We start from the raw sequence: 17,596 nt of genomic DNA on the forward strand, positions 1-17,596 counted from the left end.
CGTCCTACAGCGCGGGCGTGTGGTACTTCCTAGCATCCTTGCATGAGCAAGAGGAACGGGCCCAACGCCAGGGCACACGCCATCGAGGAAGATCGTCCGAGCCGGGCCGCCGAAGTGCGCAAGCCCGAGCGCTACAGCCGCGCCGAATACGCCAAGGTGCTGGCCTTGCAGGAGGAAGTGGCGCGCGCCGACGCGGATTACCAGCGCCTGCGCAATGCCTACCTCGACATCGCGCAGCACGAACCTACGCACGAAGTGGCCCTGGCCATGATCGGCGCCGACATGGACCGCGCCCACGCGCGCCTGCAGGCGCTGATCGGACTGCCGCGGCTGCCGTTCACGCACGAGCCCAGCGCCGTCATGCGCCGCGAGGCCCAGCGCTTCGCCGACGAAAAGCGCTGACGGGCGCTTCGGTCCCCGACTACAGGGGCTCGGCCCCGCCTCCGAAGCCGGCGCTGCGTGCGGCGGCGCACCATTGCGGCCAAGGAGGTGGCATGATCACGCACGACATCGACCCCAGCCTTTGCGCGGGCGAGCCCCTGCTCGAGACACTGGACGACGGCTTTTCACCGCCGCAGCACGAGGCAGCGGCCCCGCCCGGCGCGCAGGCGGAAAGCAGCGAGCCGGCCGCACCGGCGCTGGGTCCGAAGAGCCCGTTCTGAAAGCTGCCCGCCACCCCATGAACACGTCCACACCCAAGCATCCGGTCGAGCCCGATCCGTCCCCGGACGAGCGCTCCGACGAGGCCCCGACCAACCCGTCGCAACTGCCCGTGGAGCCGGAATTCGGCCAGGCCTTGCCGCAGGCGGAGCCCGAGGATCCGGGCGTGCAGAAGCCGACGATCTGAGTTTCGAACCCGAGGAGTCTCCATGCCCTACATCCGCACGCCCGCCGGCATCACGCCGCCCACCCCCGGCCTCGAGCACGAGGAGCCGGAGTTCATGGCCAGCGAGGAAGACATTCCCGGCGGCGACACCAGCGCCTCCGCGGTGACCGACCGCAACGCCCCGCGCGAGGACCCGCTGCACACGCCCGAGCGCGAATGAACGGGAACGCACCGGTGCCGCCACCGGCGCCGCCGCCCGAGCCGAAGCCGGCCAATCCCGAGCCGACCGCTGCGCCCATCGACCCGGAGAAGGGCCGCGTGAAAACGCCGGAACCCGGCGAACACCCGAAGCAGTGATTCAGTTCGACGTGGCGAGCAGGGCCTGGGCGTCGTCGTCCGGGCTCTGCATCGGCGTGGCCTTCGCCAGGGCCATCCAGACGCCGAACGGAAGGCCGGCGCGCGCCGGGCGCTGCGCCGGCCGCGCGACCGCGAGCCGCCCCTGCGGGCCGGCCAGCATCACGCCGCATTCGGGCGGCACTTCCTCCGGCTCGCCGATCGCGCGACCGCGGGCATCCGCCCCCAGCACGTACCAGCACTCGCCGAGGTCGCGGTAGGCGGCCCGCTTGCCTTCCTGCCGCAGGTCGGCCAGCAGGTCGGAGCGGCGCACCTTGATCTCGTGCACGATCGGCTCGACGTAGCTCTCCACCGAGGTATGCCGGATCGAGAACACGTCGGGCCGCGCCACGCACCAGCGCAGCGGCCTGGCCGCCTCCCCGGTGGCGACCTGCGCCCGCAGGCTCAGGCCGGTCCAGGCGAGCCGGCCGGCGCGCGCCATTTCCTGCGCCACCCGCTGCACGAGGGCCTCGTGCGTCGACAGGGCCGACCGGTTGCGCGCCAGCACGGCGGCCAGCCAGTGGACGCCGTCGTCGGTGACGCGCAGCGTCTCGTGGCCGGCGCCGGAGCCCTCGCGCTGCAGCAGGCCGGCCGCAAGCAGGTCGATCTCCAGCGCGTCGTGGCTCGGCCAACCTGCCGAACGGTAGATGTCGCGCAGGCGCCGGGCGTGGGCGCGCGTGAGCGCCGGCGAACCGGCGGGGGGATAATCGCTGACGACCATGGGAAGCTGCCAGTGTAGAACGGTAGGCACTCTCCCACGACTTCACGCGCGCTCGGCTTATCGAGGAGCCTGAGTGGGCGCCCACAATGGCCGCATGGTTGAGAAATCGATGGAGCCCACGCGCACCGGCACCCCGCTGGCGGGCCTGAACCCCGCGCCGCTGCCCTCCGTCCTGTACGGCATCACCGCCGTGCGGGTCGAAGGCAGCCACGTCTGCGAGGTGATGATGGGGATGATCGCTCCCAGCCTCGAACACTGGGACCTGCGCCCCGCGCCCACGCGGCTGGTGGAAGTGGTCGACCGCCTGGTCGAAGGCGACACCGTCGTCACCCTGTTCCCGACCGAATGCGGCACCCTGCAGATGGGTCCGCAGGTGAAGGTCGACGTCATGCCGGAAGGCACGGAGACGCTCGCCGCGGCGGAGGAGCGACCGGGGCGGCGGCTGCTCGATCTGCCGAGGTTCTGAGCCAGCCCCTGGGGGCCGGCCGTAGGCTGGGCCGAAGGCGCAGGTGAGCTGCGCGAACCCCAGCGCTCACGCATCGCTGGGGTTGCGCTGGCGCTCCACCGCCAGCCTACGTCAAGCCTGCGGACGCAGCGCCGCCAGCTTCACCAATCCCGTCGACAGCGCCGTCCCGCACACCACGATCGCGCCGCACGCCAGCATCCACGGCGTGACGTGCTCGCCCAGGAACAGCAGGCCGTAGACGATCGCGAACACCGGCACCAGGAAGGTCACGGCCAGCGCCCGCGCCGGCCCGGCCTGCTCGATCAGGCGGAAGTACAGGATGTACGCGACACCGGTGCACAGGAGTCCCAGCACGACCAGGGCGAGCCACGCCCGGGAGCCGGGCAGCTGCGCCGGCCACAGCCACAGCGCGGGCAGCAAAAGCCCTGCCGCGGCGCCGACCTGGCTGCCCGTGGCCGTCACCAGGGGCGGCAGTCCACCCAGGTAGCGCTTCGTCGCGCTCGCCGCGACGGCATAGCAGGCCGTCGCCACCAGGCAGGCCAGCACCGCCCACGCCGGCGCGATGCCGGACGCATTGGGCGTGAAGCTCGCTCCGTCCCACGCCAGCAGGGCGACGCCGAGGAAGCCGATGGCCAGCCCCAGCACCCGCGTGCCCGTCGGCCGGTCCTTCAGCCACAGCCACGCCACCAGCGCGCCGAACAGCGGCACGGTCGCATTCAGGATCGCCGACAGCCCGGTGGTGATCGCCAGCAGGGCGAAGGAGAAGAGGGCGAACGGCAGCGCGGAGTTGACGACGCCCACCAGGCACACGGCGAGCCAGTGGCGCCGGAACACGCGCGCATGGCCTTTCCAGAGCATCAGCGGTACCAGGAAGGCCGCGGCGATGCCCACGCGCACGGCGGCCGTCGGCACCGCTCCGAACTCCACCACCGCGAAGCGCATGAACAGGAAGGACGAACCCCAGATCGCCGCCAGCGCGATGAAGTCGATGATGGAGGAGAGGGACATGCGTCAGGCCGCGGCCGGCACCTCGCGCAGCGCCCCTTCCAGCCGCAGCAGCGCCGTCTTGCGCTCCAGCCCGCCGGCATAGCCCGTGAGGCTGCCGCCGCTGCCCACCACGCGGTGGCACGGCACGACGATGCTCACGGGATTGCGGCCGACCGCGGCGCCGACGGCCCGTGCGGCGCCCGGCCGCCCGAGCCGGCGCGCCAGCTCCGCGTAGCTGGTGGTGCCGCCATGGGGGATCGCCAGCAGCGCCGCCCAGACGTCCTGCTGGAAGGGCGTGCCGGCCTGCAGGTCCAGCGGCAGCGCGAACCCGGTGCGCTCGCCGGCGAACCAGGCTGCCAGTTGCGCCATCGCCTCCCGCAGTACCGGATGCGCCGGATCCTCGCGCCAGCCCCGGCTGTCGGGACCGTGCCGCTGGCCGAGGAACCACAGTCCCGCCAGGCCGCGGTCGGTGGCCGCCAGCAGCATCGTGCCCAGCGGGCTTTCGTAGTGCGCGCAGACGCGCGTCGTTGCGGTGTTCATCTCATGCTCCTTGCGACAGTGCGCTCCACGCGCGGACGACCGCGTAGCTGCGCCACGGTTTCCATTGCTGCGATGCGGCCTCGGCTTCGCGCGCCGGCTGCCGGCTTTGCTGCACGCCCAGCGCCTTGTGCAGCGCCACGTCGCCGGCCGGGAAGGCGTCGGGCCAGCGCAGCGCCCGCATCGCGATGTACTGCGCCGTCCAGTCGCCGATGCCGGGCAGCTCCTTCAGCGCCGCCGTCGTCGCCGGCACGTCGGCGCCGGGATGCAGCGACAAGCGCCGTTCGGCCACGGCGCGGGCGATCGCCACGATGGCCGCCTGCCGCTGGCGCACGATGCCGATCTGCCCCAGCGCATCGCCCTCGGCCGCCGCGAGCACCTCGGGCGCCGGGAACAGCCGGTCCAGCCCCGCGTGCGGCGTGGCCAGTGGCACGCCGAAACGCTGCACCAGCCTCTGCGCCAGCGTGCGTGCAGCCGCCACCGTGATCTGCTGGCCGAGCACGGCCCGCACGGCGAGCTCGTAGCCGCTCAGCGAGCCCGGCACGCGCAGCCCGTCGCCGAGCGGGAAGCTGCCATGCAGCCGCGCATTGATCGCGTGCGGATCGGCGTCGAGGTCGAACGCCGCCCGCACGCGGCGAATCAGAAGCGGCAGCACGCCGTGCAGCGATTCGCTCACGCGCAGCACGAGCTGGCACTGCGCCTCGTCGAAGTCGGCACTGAGCCAGCCTTCCCAGCGCCTGCCGTTGGCGTCCAGCGCCAGGGTGCGCGCGAGCTGCCGCGGCCCCAGCGCCTCCACGCCCGCGATGGCCCGCGTGCGGAAGAAGCCCAGCATCGCGTCGACGTCATACGGCGGCCGGTAGCCGAGCCGCACCTCGCAGCTCGCCTCGTGCACGCCGCCTTCGCGCCGCAGTGCGTTCGGGCTCATGCCGTACTGCTCCGTGAAGACTGCGTTGAAGCGGCGCAGGCTGGCGAAGCCGCTCAGGAGCGCGATCTCGGTGATCGGCAGCCGCGTGTCGGCCAGCAACTGCTTGGCCGTGAGCAGCCGCCGGGTCTGCAGGTACTGCAGCGGCGACACGCCCAGCTGCGCCTCGAAGATGCGCCGCAGGTGGCGGTCGCTGATGCCCAGCCGCTGCGCCAGCCCTTCGATGGAAGGCGCATCGCCGCCCCAGGCTTCCGGCTCGTCGAGCAGCCGCGCGGCCTGCTGGGCCAGCACGGCGCTCGCATCCTGCAGCGACCAGCGCAGTCCCTGCGGCGCCAGTTCCGGCCGGCAGCGCAGGCAGGGCCGGAAGCCGGCCGTTTCGGCCTGCGCCGCCAGAGCGAAGAAGCGGCAGTTCTCCAGCCGCGGGGTGCGCACCTTGCACACCGGGCGGCAGTAGATGCCGGTCGAGGTCACCCCGGTGAAGAACGAGCCGTCGAAGCGCGCATCACGCGTCTTCAGCGCCAGGTAGCAGGCGTCCGGATGCAGGGGTGGCTCGAGGGGGCTCATGCGACCGATCATACGCAGCGCCCCGGGCCGGACTAGCCGTTTCCGGACATGTTCCCGGGCGCCGCGCACCTAGAATGCGCCGGACCCGATTCCAAAACAGGCAAGCAGATCCATGCAGCTCAGCCCCACCATTTTCAAGGCCTACGACGTCCGCGGCATCGTTCCCTCCACGCTCACGGAGGAAGTGGCCGAGGCCCTCGGCCGCGCTTTCGGCACCGTCGCCCGCAAGGAAGGCGAGAAGAGCGTGGCCGTCGGCCGCGACGGGCGACTCAGCGGCCCCTCGCTCAGTGCCGCGCTCGTCCGCGGTCTCACGGCCGCCGGCGTCGACGTGATCGACGTCGGCATGTGCACGACGCCCATGCTGTACTTCGCCGCCAACACGCTCGCCAGCAGCGGCATCCAGGTCACGGGCAGCCACAACCCGAAGGACTACAACGGCTTCAAGATGGTGCTCGCCGGCCGCGCGATCTACGGCGACGAGATCCAGGCGCTGCGCCAGATGATCGAGAGCGAAGGCTGGGACCAGCCGCCGCAGCAGGGCACGATCCGCAACGTCAACATCTTCGCGGCCTACCGCGACCGCATCAAGGGCGACATCCAGCTCGCGCGCCCGCTGAAGGTGGTCGTCGATTGCGGCAACGGCGTGGCCGGCGCCTCGGCCCCCGAGATCTTCCGCGCGATCGGTTGCGAGGTGATCGAGATGTACAGCGAGGTCGACGGCAACTTCCCCAACCACCACCCGGACCCGAGCAAGCCGGAGAACCTGCGCGACCTGATCGCGAAGCTGAAGGAGACCGGCGCCGACCTCGGCCTGGCCTTCGACGGCGACGGCGACCGCCTGGGCATCATCACGCAGGGCGGCAACAACATCTATCCGGACCGGCAGATGATGCTGTTCGCCCGCGACGTGCTCTCGCGCGTGCCGGGCGGGACGATCCTGTTCGACGTCAAGTGCACGCAGCGGCTCGCACCCGCCATCGCCGCCGCCGGTGGCCAGCCGCTGATGTTCAAGACCGGCCACTCGCTGATCAAGGCGAAGATGAAGGAAGTCGGTTCGCCGCTAGGCGGCGAGATGAGCGGCCACATCTTCTTCAAGGAGCGCTGGTACGGCTTCGACGACGGCACCTACGCCGGCTGCCGGCTGCTGGAGATCCTCTCGCGCTCGCCCGATCCCAGTGCCGTGCTCGATGCGCTGCCGACCAGCTTCTCCACGCCCGAACTGAACGTCAAGTGCGAGGAAGGCGAGCCGCATCGCGTCGTCACGGAGCTGGTGAAGAAAGCCAGCTTCCCCGATGCGCAGGTGTCGACCATCGACGGCCTGCGGGTGGACTGGCCGGACGGCTTCGGCCTGGTGCGCGCGTCCAACACGACCCCGGTGCTGGTGCTGCGCTTCGAGGGCCACACGCCCGAGGCGATGCACCGCATCGAGAACGAGATGCTGGCGCTGCTGCGCAGCGTCAAGCCGGACGCGCAGATCGGCGAGGCGGCGCACTGAGATAATGCCCCGTCCCCGCCGGTGATCGTCATCCCCGCGCAGGCGGGGATCCAGAGCGGCGCGCCGCGCCGTCCCTGAATGCCCTGGGTCCCCGCCTGCGCGGGGACGACGAATCCAGCCTTGAACATCCTCATCGTCAAACTCTCCTCGCTCGGCGACGTGGTGCATGCCATGCCGGCGGTGCAGGACATCCTGGCGGCCCTGCCGGACGCGCGCGTCGACTGGGTCGTCGAGCGCGGCTTCGCTGCGCTGGTGGAACGCTGCGCGGGCGTGCGGCGTGCCATCCCGTGCGAGCTGCGCCGGTGGCGCAAGGCGCCGCTGGCACGCAGCACCCGGCACGAGTGGCGCGCGTTCCGCCAGGACCTGCACCGCGAGAGCTACGACGCCGTGATCGACCTGCAGGGCCTGACGAAATCTGCGCTGGTCGCCCACATGGCGCAGCTGGCGCCCGGCGGCAGGCGCTATGCCATGGCCAATCGCACCGAAGGCTCCAGCTACGAGGCGCCGACGCGCTGGGTCGCCGATGTCGCGATCCCGGTGGAGACGCAATCGCATGCGGTGCAGCGCTCGCGGGCGCTGTGCGCCCGCGCCCTCGGCTATGAAGTGCAGGGCCCGCCGCGCTTCGGGCTCGGTGCCGCCGGCGGGGGGCACGACGACACGGTCGTCCTGATCCACGGCACCTCGCGCGACGACAAGTGCTGGCCCGAGCCGCTCTGGGTCGCGCTGGGCGAGCGCCTGATCGCGCAGGGCCATCGGCTGGGCCTGCCGCACGGCAGCGATGCCGAGTGCGCGCGCAGCGTGCGCCTGGCGCAGGCGCTCGGCGCGCGGGCCGAGGTCTGGCCGCGGCTGTCGCTCGACACGCTGACGCAGCGCATGGCGCAGTGCGCCGGCGCCATCGGCGTCGACAGCGGCCTGAGCCACATCGCCGTCGCGCTCGACCTGCCGCACGTGCAGATCTACAACTTCGACACCGCATGGCGCACGGGGCCGCTGGATTCGGCGCGCCAGCGCAGCGTGTTTGGCGCGCCGGCACCGGACGTCGACGCGGTGTGGGAGAGCTGGCGGGCCGTCACAATGCCGGGATGATCCGGCCGCTGTATTCCCTGGTGCTGATCGGCGCGCAGCCGCTGCTGCGGCGCAAGCTGCGCCGGCGCGGCGCGGCCGAGCCGGGCTACCTGGAGCACGTCGAGGAGCGCTTCGGCCGCTACGAAGCGCCGACCGCGCCGGGTCGGCTGTGGATCCACGCCGTTTCGCTGGGCGAGACGCGCGCCGCCGCGATCCTGGTCGATGCCCTGCGGCGCGCGCAACCGGGGCTGCGCATCCTGCTCACGCACGGAACGGCGACCGGCCGCGCCGAGGGACAGCGGCTGCTGCGCGAAGGCGACGCGCAGGCCTGGCTGCCCTGGGACACGCCGCCGGCCGTGCGGCGCTTCCTGGACCACTTCCGGCCCGCCGCCGGCATCCTGATGGAAACCGAGGTGTGGCCGAACCTCGCGGCGCAGTGCCATGCGCGCGGCATTCCGCTCGCCCTCGCCAACGCCCGGCTCTCGGAGAAATCGCTGTCGCAGGCACGGCGGCTGGCGGGCCTGTCGCGGCCGGCCTATGGCGCGCTGCGCGCCGTCTGGGCGCAGACGCAGAACGATGCGCGGCGGCTCGCCGAGGCCGGCGCGACGGTGCAAGGCGTGTTCGGCAATCTCAAGTTCGACGCCAGTCCGGATCCGGCACTGCTGGCGCAGGGGCGCGACTGGCGTTCCACCGCGCCGCATCCGGTGGTGATGTTCGCCAGTTCGCGCGAGGGCGAGGAGGCGCAGTTCCTGCAGGCCATCGCTGCGCATCGCGACGTGCAGTGGCTGCTGGTGCCGCGCCACCCGCAGCGCTTCGACGAAGTGGCGGCGCTGGCGGCGCAGGCCGGCTTCACGGTCTCGCGCCGCAGCACCTGGGACGGCGCGCCGGTGCCGGCGCAGGTCTGGATCGGCGATTCGCTCGGCGAGATGTCCCTGTACTACGCGCTCGCGGACGCGGCGCTGCTCGGGGGCAGCTTCGCGCCGCTGGGCGGGCAGAACCTCATCGAGGCGGCGGCCTGCGGCTGCCCGGTGGTGATGGGGCCGCACACCTTCAACTTCAGCGAGGCGGCGCAGCTGGCGCAGCAGGCCGGGGCGGCGCAGCGCGCGGCCTCGATGCAGGAGGGCGTGCGCGCCGCGGTGGAACTCGTGCGCGACCGGCAGGCTCGCGCGCGCGCCGTGGAGGCCAGCGAGGCCTTCGCGGCTGCGCATCGCGGCGCCGCCGACAAGACTGCGCGCGCGGTGCTGAAGCTGCTCGCGGGATAGGCGTCGCGGCAGGGAAACGCACGCGCGCTTCTCTGCCGCGCAGCCTCCTCGCCACGTCATGCCCGCGCAGGCGGGAATCCACTTCCGACGCGCCTCGCACCCGGCCTTGCATCGAGCCAAAAGGTGTATTTGCGCTGCATCAATTCCACTTTGCCAGCGTGTCCCTACGCTTGGACTCGATCGTTGCCGGCCGCACCAGCGCGCCGCCAAGGAGTCGTTCGGAGCGTGCGGCCCTGCCGCACCGCGAGTACTAGAAAGGACTGGCAGTGAGCAAGAACGAGGCGCCCGCGAGCGCCACCCCGACGGACCCGGCGCGGCGCCGTTTCCTCAACACCACCACGCTGGCCGGCATCGCCGGTGCCGGCCTCACCATGGGCCTGGCCGGGTGCAACGAGTCGGGCAAGCCCACGAAGGCGGCTGCAGGTGGAGCGGCGTCCGCGCCGGCCGCCGCTGCCGGCGAAGCGGTGGAGTACTCGAAGTACGAGGTGCCGCCCGGCCAGCTCGATGCCTACTATGCCCTGTCCTCCGGCGGCCACTCGGGCGAAGTGCGGATCTACGGGCTGCCTTCGGGACGCCTGTTCAAGCGCATTCCGGTCTTCAACATCGACTGCCTGGTGGGCTGGGGCATCACCAACGAGTCGAAGAAGATCATGGGCACCAACGCCGACGGCAGCCTGAAGTACTTCACCGGCGACACCCACCACGTGCACCCCACGTACACCGACGGCACGTACAACGGCAAGTACATCTTCGTCAACGACAAGATCCACGGCCGGCTCGCGCGCGTGCGCCTCGACACCATGGAGTGCGACCGCATCACCGAGATCCCGAACGTGCAGGGCTTCCACGGCGTGTTCCCCGACAAGCGAGATCCGGTGGATGCGAACATCAACTCCACGACGCGCGTGTTCTGCGGCGCCGAGTTCCAGATCCCCACGCCAAACGACGGCCACGACCTGGACAAGCCGGAGAACTACTTCGCCCTGTTCACCTGCGTCGACGCCGAGACCATGGAAGTGCGCTACCAGGTCAAGGTGGACGGCAACCTGGACCTGATCGCCACCTCGTACGACGGCAAGCTGGCCTGCTCGAACCAGTACAACAGCGAGAACGGCGTGCACTACGAGCAGATGATGACGGCGGAGCGCGACGCCTGCGTGTTCTTCCACATCGAGCGCATCGAGGCGGCCGTCAAGGCCGGCAAGACCTTCCGCATCGGCAACTCGCCGGTGCCGGTGGTGGACGGCAGGAAGGCCGCCAACGCCGACCCGAAGACGGCCCTGACCTGCTACGTGCCGGTGCCCAAGAATCCGCACGGCGTCAACGCCAGCCCGGACGGCAAGTACTTCGCCTGCTCCGGCAAGCTCTCGCCCACCGCGACGCTGATCTCCAACGAGCTGGTGCTCAAGTGGTTCGACGGCGGCCTGAAGGAGCCGCGCGACACCGTGGTGGCGGAACCCGAGATCGGCCTCGGACCGCTGCACACGGCGTTCGACAACCGGGGCAACGCGTACACGACCCTGTTCCTCGACAGCCAGATCGTCAAGTGGAACGTCGAGGCCGCGATCAAGTCCTACCAGGGCGACAAGAACGCCAAGCCGGTGGTGGACCGCATCGACGTGCACTACCAGCCGGGGCACGGCTTCACCTCGATGGGCGAGACGAAGGAGGCCGACGGCAAGTTCTTCCTCTCCGACAACAAGTTCTCGAAGGACCGCTTCCTGCCCGTCGGCCCGCTGCACCCGGAGACCGCGCAGCTGATCGACATCAGCGGCGACAAGATGAAGCTGGTGGCCGACCACGCGGTGTATTCCGAGCCGCATGACTCGATCGTGATCCGCCGCGACATCATCAAGACGCGCCAGGTCTACGACGTCGCCGAGTTCCCCAACGCGGTGAAGGACCCGAAGGATTGCCGCGTCGAGCGCAACGGAAAGAAGGTGACCGTGTACCTGACCTCGCAGGCGCCGACCTTCGGCCTGCGCGAGTGGACGGTCAAGCGCGGCGACGAGGTGACGATCATCCTGACCAACCATGACAAGGTGCAGGACCTGACGCACGGCTTCGCGATCCCCAAGTACAACGTCAACTTCATCGTCAACCCCGGCGAGACGAAGTCGGTGACGTTCAAGGCCGACAAGCCCGGCGTGTACTGGGCCTACTGCACCAACTTCTGCCACGCCCTGCACCTGGAGATGCGCTCGCGCATGCTGGTGGAGGCCTGAGGGCCGCCTGAAGTGAAGTCCCTGCTCCTGCGCGTGCTCGCGCTGCTCCTGGCCCTGGCGGCCGGGGCGGCGGCGGCGGCCGACGCGGGCGCCTCCTACGAGGCCCCGCTGCCGGCGCAACTCGCGACCGACCCCGATCTCTGTGCCTGGGTGCCTTGCCGGCAGGTGCTGCCGCAGGCCGAGAGCTTCTCGCCGCGCAAGGGCCGCCCGCCCTACGTCGAGGCCTACGCCACGCGCGACGGCCAGCGCAAGCTGGTCGGCTACGTGTACCTGTCGACCGACATCGTCGACATTCCCGGCTACTCGGGCAAGCCGATCGTCACCCTGATCGGCATGGACGCGCGCGGCGTCATCACCGACGTGAAGGTGCTGCGCCATTCCGAGCCCATCCTGCTGCTCGGCATCCCCGAGAGCGCGCTGGCACGCTTCATCCACCAGTACGTCGGCCGCTTCGCCGGCGCCCACCTGGAGATCGGCCAGGCCGCCGAACAGGGCGACGGGCTCGATGCGATCAGCGGCGCCACGGTGACGGTGATCGCCGAGAACCAGGTGATCCTGCGTTCGGCCCGCGAGGTCGCGCGCCAGGTGGGAATCCTGCAGCCCACGGTGCGGCCGCAGGCGCGCTTCGCGCTCACCGAGGCCGCGCGCGACTGGCAGTCCCTGCTCGACGAGGGCAGCATCCAGCGCCTGACGGTGCAGCCGCGGGACCTGGGCCGCGAAGGCGGCGGCCCGCCGGTGATCGACCTGTTCTTCGGCGACCTCAGCGCGCCCGCGGTGGGCCGCGCGGTGCTCGGCGAGGCCGGTTTCCGCGACCTGCGCGCGCGCCTGCAGGCGGGCGAGCACGCGATCTTCCTGCTCGCCAACGGCTCGGAGTCCTTCAAGGGCTCGGGCTTCGTGCGCGGCGGCATCTTCGACCGCGTGCAGGTGGCGCAGGACGATGACACCTTCACCTTCCGCGACGTCGACTACCTGAACCTCTACGACGTGAAGGCACCGGGTGCGCCGGCCTTCCGCGAGTCGGGCATCTTCATCCTGCGCAGCGCCGCGTTCTCGCAGGCCTATCCCTGGAAGCTCAAGTTCCTGGCGAACCGCGTGGACCGCCAGACCGGCACCAAGACCTTCGCCAGCTTCGAGCAGGAATACTGGCTGCCGGCCAGCCAGCTCGAAGGCGGCCGTCCGGCCATCCAGCGCGCCGCGCCCGCGTGGCTGAAGATCTGGCAGGGCCGCCGGCTCGAGATCGCGCTGTTCGCGCTGCTGCTCGCTGCGGGGGGCACCACCTACGCGCTGCGCGACCGCCTGGTGCGCCGCGCGCGCCGCAAGGACAAGCGCTGGGTCGAAGTGCCCAAGTACGCGCTCTGGATCGCCAGCATCGGCTTCGCCGGCTTCTTCCTGAAGGCGCAGCCCTCGGTGACGCACGTGCTGACGTGGTTCCACGAGATCCTGTTCCGCTGGGAGTGGAGCCTGTTCCTGTCGGACCCGTTCATCTTCCTGTTCTGGATCTTCATCATCGCCTCGGTCTTCTTCTGGGGCCGCGGGATGTTCTGCGGCTGGCTGTGCCCCTACGGCGCCTTGAGCGAGCTCACGCACCGCATCGCGAGGGCGGTCGGCCTGGGGCGGTTCCAGCGCAAGCTGCCGCAGTGGCTGCACGACCGGCTCAAGTGGGTGAAGTACGGGGTGTTCGTCGGCCTGCTGGCGGTCTCCTTCTATTCGATGCCGCTGGCGGAGAAGCTGGCGGAGATCGAGCCCTTCAAGACCACCTTCCTGGTCGGCGTGCTGAACCGCTCCTGGCCCTTCATCACCTTCTGGGGGCTGCTGCTGGCCGCCGCGATCGTCGTCGAGCGGCCGTTCTGCAAGTACCTGTGCCCGCTGGGCGCCAGCCTGGCCATTCCTTCCACCTTCCGCTGGTGGGGCCTCAAGCGCAAGGACGAATGCGGCCCGTGCACCGCCTGCGCCACCGGCTGCCATGCGCAGGCCATCGACCACCGCAGCGGCCGCATCGACGCGCGCGAATGCCTGCTGTGCCTGGACTGCATGGTGATGTACTACGACGACCACAGCTGCCCGCCGCTGGTGAAGGAGCGCAAGGCCCGCACCAGCGCCGGCCTGCAGCTCACGCCGATCGGGGCCAACGGCTACTACATCCCGATCCGGGCGGTGCCCGACGATCGTCCGGTGGTGGCGACGCCCGTGCTGCCGCCGCAGCCGCAGCCGCAGCAAGGCCTTGTGCGCTGGCTCGCGTCCGAGGTGATCGACCACCTGTTCCCCTGGAACGGCCAGTTCCTGCACCAGCCGCTGTTCTTCCGCGCCGCCGGCATCGGCCTGGCCATCCTGGTCACCTGGGCCTGGCTGCTGGGCGCGGCCGGCCGGCTCGGCACCGGCATCCTCCTGGGCTGGTGGCTGGCGTGGAGCGCCTACGAACTCGTCACGCGCATGGCGTGCAAGCCGCGCGTGAAGGAAGGCCCCTGGTGGGGCCGCAAGCTGCGGCCGGCAAGCTGGCCCGACATGGCCGCCTACGTCGGCATGAAGAACCTCCTGATCGGGGCGGCGCTGTTCCTCGCCATGCAGGCCGGCGGCGCGCTGCACCTGCTGCAGGGGCTGCCGCGGATCGCGGGGCTGCACCCATGAAGGCGTCGCTGCGTCGCTGCGCCGCGCTGCTGGTGGCGCTGGCCGCCTCGCTGGCCGGCGCGGCGGAACTGCGCGTCGCGCCCGGCGGCTCCATCGGCGCCGCGATCGCGCAGGCCCGGCCGGGCGACACCGTGCTGGTGGAGCGCGGCCGCTACGAGGAACACCTGGTGATCGACAAGCCGCTGACGCTCCAGGGCGTCGGCCGCCCCACGGTGAGCGGCGGGGGCAGCGGCGACACGATCCGCGTGCGTGCGAGCGGCGTCACCATCGCCGGCCTGATCGTCGCCGACAGCGGCGCCGACCTCGGGGCCCAGAACGCCGGCATCGCGATCCGCGCCGGCGCCGATCGCGCCACCGTGCGCGACTGCGATCTCTCCTACAACCTGTTCGGCCTCTACATCGAGGGCGTGAAGGACGTGCAGGTGATCGGCAACCTGATCACCGGCAAGCGCGACCTCGCCTCGGCACAGCGCGGCAACGGCATCCAGCTGTACGACACCTCAGGCGCGCGCATCGAGGACAACCGCATCAGCTTCACGCGCGACGGCATCTACGTGGACATCTCGCACCACGCCGTGTTCCGCGGCAACCGCATCCACGACGTGCGCTACGGCACCCACTACATGAACTCCCACCACAATCTGTGGGAGGGCAACGAGGTTTACCGCAACCGCACCGGCCTGGCGCTGATGGAGACGCGCGACCAGCAGGTGCGCAACAACCGCGTCTGGGGCAACTCGGACGCCGGCATCATGCTGCGCACCATCCAGGACTCGGTGGTCGAAGGCAACGTGGTCACGGGCAACCAGCGCGGCTTCTTCATCTACGACGCCGAATACAACACGCTGCGCGGCAACCTGGTGGCCGACAACGAGGTCGGCGCCCACGTCTGGGCCGGCTCGATCCACAACGACGTGGACGGCAACGACTTCGTGCGCAACCGCCAGCAGGTGCGCTACGTCGCCGCCCGCGACGAGGCCTGGGGCGGCAAGAGCGGCAACTACTGGAGCAACTACGTGGGCTGGGACCGCGACGGCGACGGCCGCGGCGACACGCCCTACGAGGCCAACGACGTGGTCGACCGCCTGGTGTGGCGGCTGCCGCTGGTCAAGCTGCTCCTCAACAGCGCGGCAGTGCAGACGCTGCGCCTCGTCGCGCAGCAGTTTCCGCTGCTGCGCGCGCCCAGCATCGTCGACGCGAAGCCGCGCATGCGGCCGCAGCACGAACGCTGGCAGGACCTGCGGGGGAGCATCCAACCATGATCGAGATCAGCGGCGTCTCCAGGCGCTACGGCGAGGTGCACGCGGTCAGCGGCGTCGACCTGCGCGTGCACGCCGGAGAGGTGTTCGGCCTGATCGGCCACAACGGCGCCGGCAAGAGCACGCTCTTCAAGATGATGCTGGGGCTGGTGGCCGCCAGCACCGGCGAGATCCGCATCGCCGGCGAATCCGTCACCGGCAAGCGCTTTCGCGAGGTGCGGCGCGGCATCGGCTACCTGCCGGAGAACGTGGTCTTCCACGACAACCTCACCGGCCTCGAAACGCTGGCCTTCTTCGCCCGCCTCAAGGGCGTGCCGCGGACGCAGTGCGCCCCGCTGCTGGAGCGCGTCGGCCTCGCCGAGGCTGGCGGCCGGCGCGTGCGCGGCTACTCCAAGGGCATGCGGCAGCGCCTGGGCTTCGCGCAGGCGCTGCTGGGCGAGCCCCGGCTGCTGTTCCTCGACGAGCCCACCACCGGGCTGGACCCCGAAGGCATCCGCGAGTTCTACGAGATCCTGCGCGCGCTGCGGGCGGGCGGTACCACCATCGTGCTGACCTCGCACATCCTTTCGGAGATCCAGGAGCGGGTGGGGCGGCTCGCGATCATGAAGTCGGGCCGCGTGCAGGCCTGCGGCACCGTGCAGGCGCTGCGCGAGGCGGCGCACCTGCCCCTGCGCTTCGAGCTGGAACTGGCCGAAGGCGACGAGCACTGCGTGCAGGGCGCGCTGCACGGGCTCGGCCTGCCGGCGCTGCGCCGGCAGGGCGGGACCGTCTCGGTGGACTGCCCGCGCGCCTCCAAGATGGCCGTGCTGCGCGCGCTCTCCGCGCTGGGCAGCCAGGTCAGCGACCTGCGCGTGCGCGAGCCCTCGCTGGAGGACATCTTCCTGGGGTATGCATCATGAGCCTGGAACTGCGCCAGGTCGGCATCGTCGCCGGCCGCGAATTCCGCGACCGCCTGCGCAACCGCTGGGTGCTCGCCATCCTGCTGGTGTTCACCGCCTTCGCCTTCGTCATTGCCTACTTCGGCGCCGCGCAGCAGGGCGCGGTGGGCTTTCGCGGCATCGAGGTGACGATCGCCAGCCTGGTCAGCCTGGTGATCTACCTGGTGCCGTTGATCGCGCTGATCCTCGGCTTCGACGCGATCGTGGGCGAACGCGAGCGCGGCACGCTGGACCTGCTGCTGTCCATGCCGCTCACGCGCTTCGAACTGCTGCTGGGGAAGTTCCTGGGCCTGTCCGCGGCACTGGCCTCGTCCACGGTGGCGGGCTTCGGGCTCGTGGGCCTGCTGCTGGCGGGCACCTTCCCGCCCGGCGCCTGGTTCCACTATGCCGGCTTCATCCTCAGCGCGGTGCTGCTCGGGATGGCCTTCCTGAGCCTCGCCGTCGCCATCTCGGTGTTCGCGTCGGACCGCACGCGCGCCAGCGGCATCGCGATCGCGGCGTGGTTCTTCTTCGTCCTGGTGTACGACCTGCTGCTGCTCGGCGCGCTGGTGGTCACCGGCGGCGGCATCGCGGCCGATGCCTTCCCGCTGCTGCTGCTGCTGAACCCGGCCGACGTGTTCCGGCTCCTCAACATCTTCGCGCTGGAGGAGGTCCGCACCTTCTACGGCCTCACGACCATGTTCCCTCCCCGACTCGCCAACCCCCTCGTGCTGGGCGCGCTCATGCTCGCCTGGATCGCACTGCCGCTGGGGCTGGCTTCCTGGAAGTTCCGACGATGACATCCCTGCGCTTCGCACTCCTTGCCGCCGCGGTGGCGGCGCTGGCCGCCTGCGGGCAGTCCGGCCAGCTCGCCACCGGACCGGTGGAACTCACGCGCGACGTCGCGTGCAGCCTCGACGGCATGACGCTGCTCGACTACCCCGGCCCCAAGGCGCAGGTCCACTACGAGCAGGGGGTCCCCGACTTCTTCTGCGACACGGTCGAACTGTTCGCCGTGATCCTGCGGCCCGAGCAGCAGAAGCGCGTGCGCGCGATCTACGTGCAGGACATGGGCAGCGCCGACTGGACGCAGCCGCAGGGCCACTGGATCGATGCGCGCACCGCCTTCTACGTGACCGGCTCGAAGCAGCGCGGCTCGATGGGGCCGACCATCGCCTCCTTCGCGCACGAGCAGGATGCCCGCGCGCTGGTCGCCCGCGACGGCGGCCGGGTGCTGCGCTTCGACGAAGTGAAGCCCGAGATGGCCGTCATCGACGGCGGCGTGCTCAAGGACCAGCACAGCTGAGCGAGCGCCCACGATTCCCCCTCGCG

Annotated in this window: 19 protein-coding genes; 15 read left to right on the forward strand and 4 right to left on the reverse strand. The window is 70.9% G+C overall.

Features of this window, described 5'->3' with window-relative positions; translation table 11 throughout:
- Nucleotides 1-42 precede the first annotated feature (42 nt).
- The 5 genes from JI746_RS03665 to JI746_RS03685 all read left to right on the forward strand — a co-directional run bounded on the left by JI746_RS03665 (nt 43) and on the right by JI746_RS03685 (nt 1,183).
- On the forward strand, nt 43-402 hold the full coding sequence (locus tag JI746_RS03665) for a hypothetical protein (RefSeq protein ID WP_201687439.1): 360 nt from the start codon (nt 43-45) through the stop codon (nt 400-402).
- A gap of 92 nt (nt 403-494) precedes the next feature.
- Entirely contained in the window at nt 495-662 is a 168-nt protein-coding gene (locus JI746_RS03670) for a hypothetical protein (protein WP_201687440.1), read from the forward strand.
- A gap of 17 nt (nt 663-679) precedes the next feature.
- Nucleotides 680-847 (forward strand): hypothetical protein, encoded by a 168-nt coding sequence (locus JI746_RS03675; protein WP_201687441.1) that lies wholly within the window; start codon nt 680-682, stop codon nt 845-847.
- A gap of 22 nt (nt 848-869) precedes the next feature.
- Entirely contained in the window at nt 870-1,046 is a 177-nt protein-coding gene (locus JI746_RS03680; protein ID WP_201687442.1) for a hypothetical protein, read from the forward strand.
- Complete coding sequence (locus JI746_RS03685; RefSeq protein WP_201687443.1) at nt 1,043-1,183, forward strand: hypothetical protein; 141 nt, start codon at nt 1,043-1,045, stop codon at nt 1,181-1,183. Before JI746_RS03680 ends, JI746_RS03685 begins: the two co-directional genes overlap by 4 nt.
- 1 nt (nt 1,184) lies before the next feature.
- On the opposite strand, the gene JI746_RS03690 is transcribed toward JI746_RS03685, so the two are convergent.
- The gene (locus JI746_RS03690; protein ID WP_201687444.1) at nt 1,185-1,940 is read right to left on the reverse strand and encodes a hypothetical protein; all 756 of its coding nucleotides are present in this window, start codon (nt 1,938-1,940) and stop codon (nt 1,185-1,187) included.
- Between the two features lie 94 nt (nt 1,941-2,034).
- On the opposite strand from JI746_RS03690, the gene JI746_RS03695 reads away from it, so the two are divergent.
- A complete protein-coding gene (locus tag JI746_RS03695) occupies nt 2,035-2,406 on the forward strand; it encodes a hypothetical protein (protein ID WP_201687445.1) in 372 nt (123 codons plus the stop codon).
- 111 nt (nt 2,407-2,517) lie between these two features.
- On the opposite strand, the gene JI746_RS03700 is transcribed toward JI746_RS03695, so the two are convergent.
- The 3 genes from JI746_RS03700 to JI746_RS03710 are packed head-to-tail and all read right to left on the reverse strand — an operon-like array spanning nt 2,518 to nt 5,416.
- Nucleotides 2,518-3,414: a DMT family transporter gene (locus JI746_RS03700; protein WP_201687446.1), complete on the reverse strand. Its 897-nt coding sequence runs from the start codon at nt 3,412-3,414 to the stop codon at nt 2,518-2,520.
- Nucleotides 3,415-3,417: 3 nt separating this feature from the next.
- Nucleotides 3,418-3,933, reverse strand: a complete 516-nt coding sequence (locus JI746_RS03705; protein WP_201687447.1) for a methylated-DNA--[protein]-cysteine S-methyltransferase — start codon at nt 3,931-3,933, stop codon at nt 3,418-3,420.
- Nucleotide 3,934: 1 nt separating this feature from the next.
- Nucleotides 3,935-5,416, reverse strand: coding sequence for a DNA-3-methyladenine glycosylase 2 family protein (locus JI746_RS03710; RefSeq protein ID WP_201687448.1), 1,482 nt, complete (start codon nt 5,414-5,416; stop codon nt 3,935-3,937).
- 112 nt (nt 5,417-5,528) lie between these two features.
- On the opposite strand from JI746_RS03710, the gene JI746_RS03715 reads away from it, so the two are divergent.
- From JI746_RS03715 to JI746_RS03755, 9 genes are all read left to right on the forward strand, one after another.
- A complete protein-coding gene (locus tag JI746_RS03715) occupies nt 5,529-6,911 on the forward strand; it encodes a phosphomannomutase/phosphoglucomutase (protein ID WP_201687449.1) in 1,383 nt (460 codons plus the stop codon).
- Between the two features lie 120 nt (nt 6,912-7,031).
- Nucleotides 7,032-7,997: a lipopolysaccharide heptosyltransferase I gene (gene waaC, locus JI746_RS03720; protein ID WP_201687450.1), complete on the forward strand. Its 966-nt coding sequence runs from the start codon at nt 7,032-7,034 to the stop codon at nt 7,995-7,997.
- Nucleotides 7,994-9,238, forward strand: a complete 1,245-nt coding sequence (locus JI746_RS03725; RefSeq protein ID WP_201687451.1) for a 3-deoxy-D-manno-octulosonic acid transferase — start codon at nt 7,994-7,996, stop codon at nt 9,236-9,238. The genes waaC and JI746_RS03725 overlap by 4 nt, the downstream gene beginning before the upstream one ends.
- Nucleotides 9,239-9,504: 266 nt before the next feature.
- On the forward strand, nt 9,505-11,463 hold the full coding sequence (gene nosZ, locus JI746_RS03730) for a TAT-dependent nitrous-oxide reductase (RefSeq protein ID WP_330892934.1): 1,959 nt from the start codon (nt 9,505-9,507) through the stop codon (nt 11,461-11,463).
- A gap of 12 nt (nt 11,464-11,475) precedes the next feature.
- Entirely contained in the window at nt 11,476-14,088 is a 2,613-nt protein-coding gene (locus JI746_RS03735; protein ID WP_201687452.1) for a 4Fe-4S binding protein, read from the forward strand.
- Complete coding sequence (locus JI746_RS03740) at nt 14,085-15,350, forward strand: nitrous oxide reductase family maturation protein NosD (protein WP_201687453.1); 1,266 nt, start codon at nt 14,085-14,087, stop codon at nt 15,348-15,350. Before JI746_RS03735 ends, JI746_RS03740 begins: the two co-directional genes overlap by 4 nt.
- Nucleotides 15,347-16,246, forward strand: a complete 900-nt coding sequence (locus JI746_RS03745; protein WP_201687454.1) for an ABC transporter ATP-binding protein — start codon at nt 15,347-15,349, stop codon at nt 16,244-16,246. The genes JI746_RS03740 and JI746_RS03745 overlap by 4 nt, the downstream gene beginning before the upstream one ends.
- On the forward strand, nt 16,243-17,064 hold the full coding sequence (locus JI746_RS03750) for an ABC transporter permease (protein WP_201687455.1): 822 nt from the start codon (nt 16,243-16,245) through the stop codon (nt 17,062-17,064). Before JI746_RS03745 ends, JI746_RS03750 begins: the two co-directional genes overlap by 4 nt.
- Nucleotides 17,061-17,570 (forward strand): nitrous oxide reductase accessory protein NosL, encoded by a 510-nt coding sequence (locus JI746_RS03755; protein WP_201687456.1) that lies wholly within the window; start codon nt 17,061-17,063, stop codon nt 17,568-17,570. The genes JI746_RS03750 and JI746_RS03755 overlap by 4 nt, the downstream gene beginning before the upstream one ends.
- Nucleotides 17,571-17,596: the final 26 nt, after the last annotated feature.

This window comes from Ramlibacter alkalitolerans, from assembly GCF_016722765.1.
GTDB classification, from domain to species: Bacteria; Pseudomonadota; Gammaproteobacteria; order Burkholderiales; family Burkholderiaceae_C; genus Ramlibacter; species Ramlibacter alkalitolerans.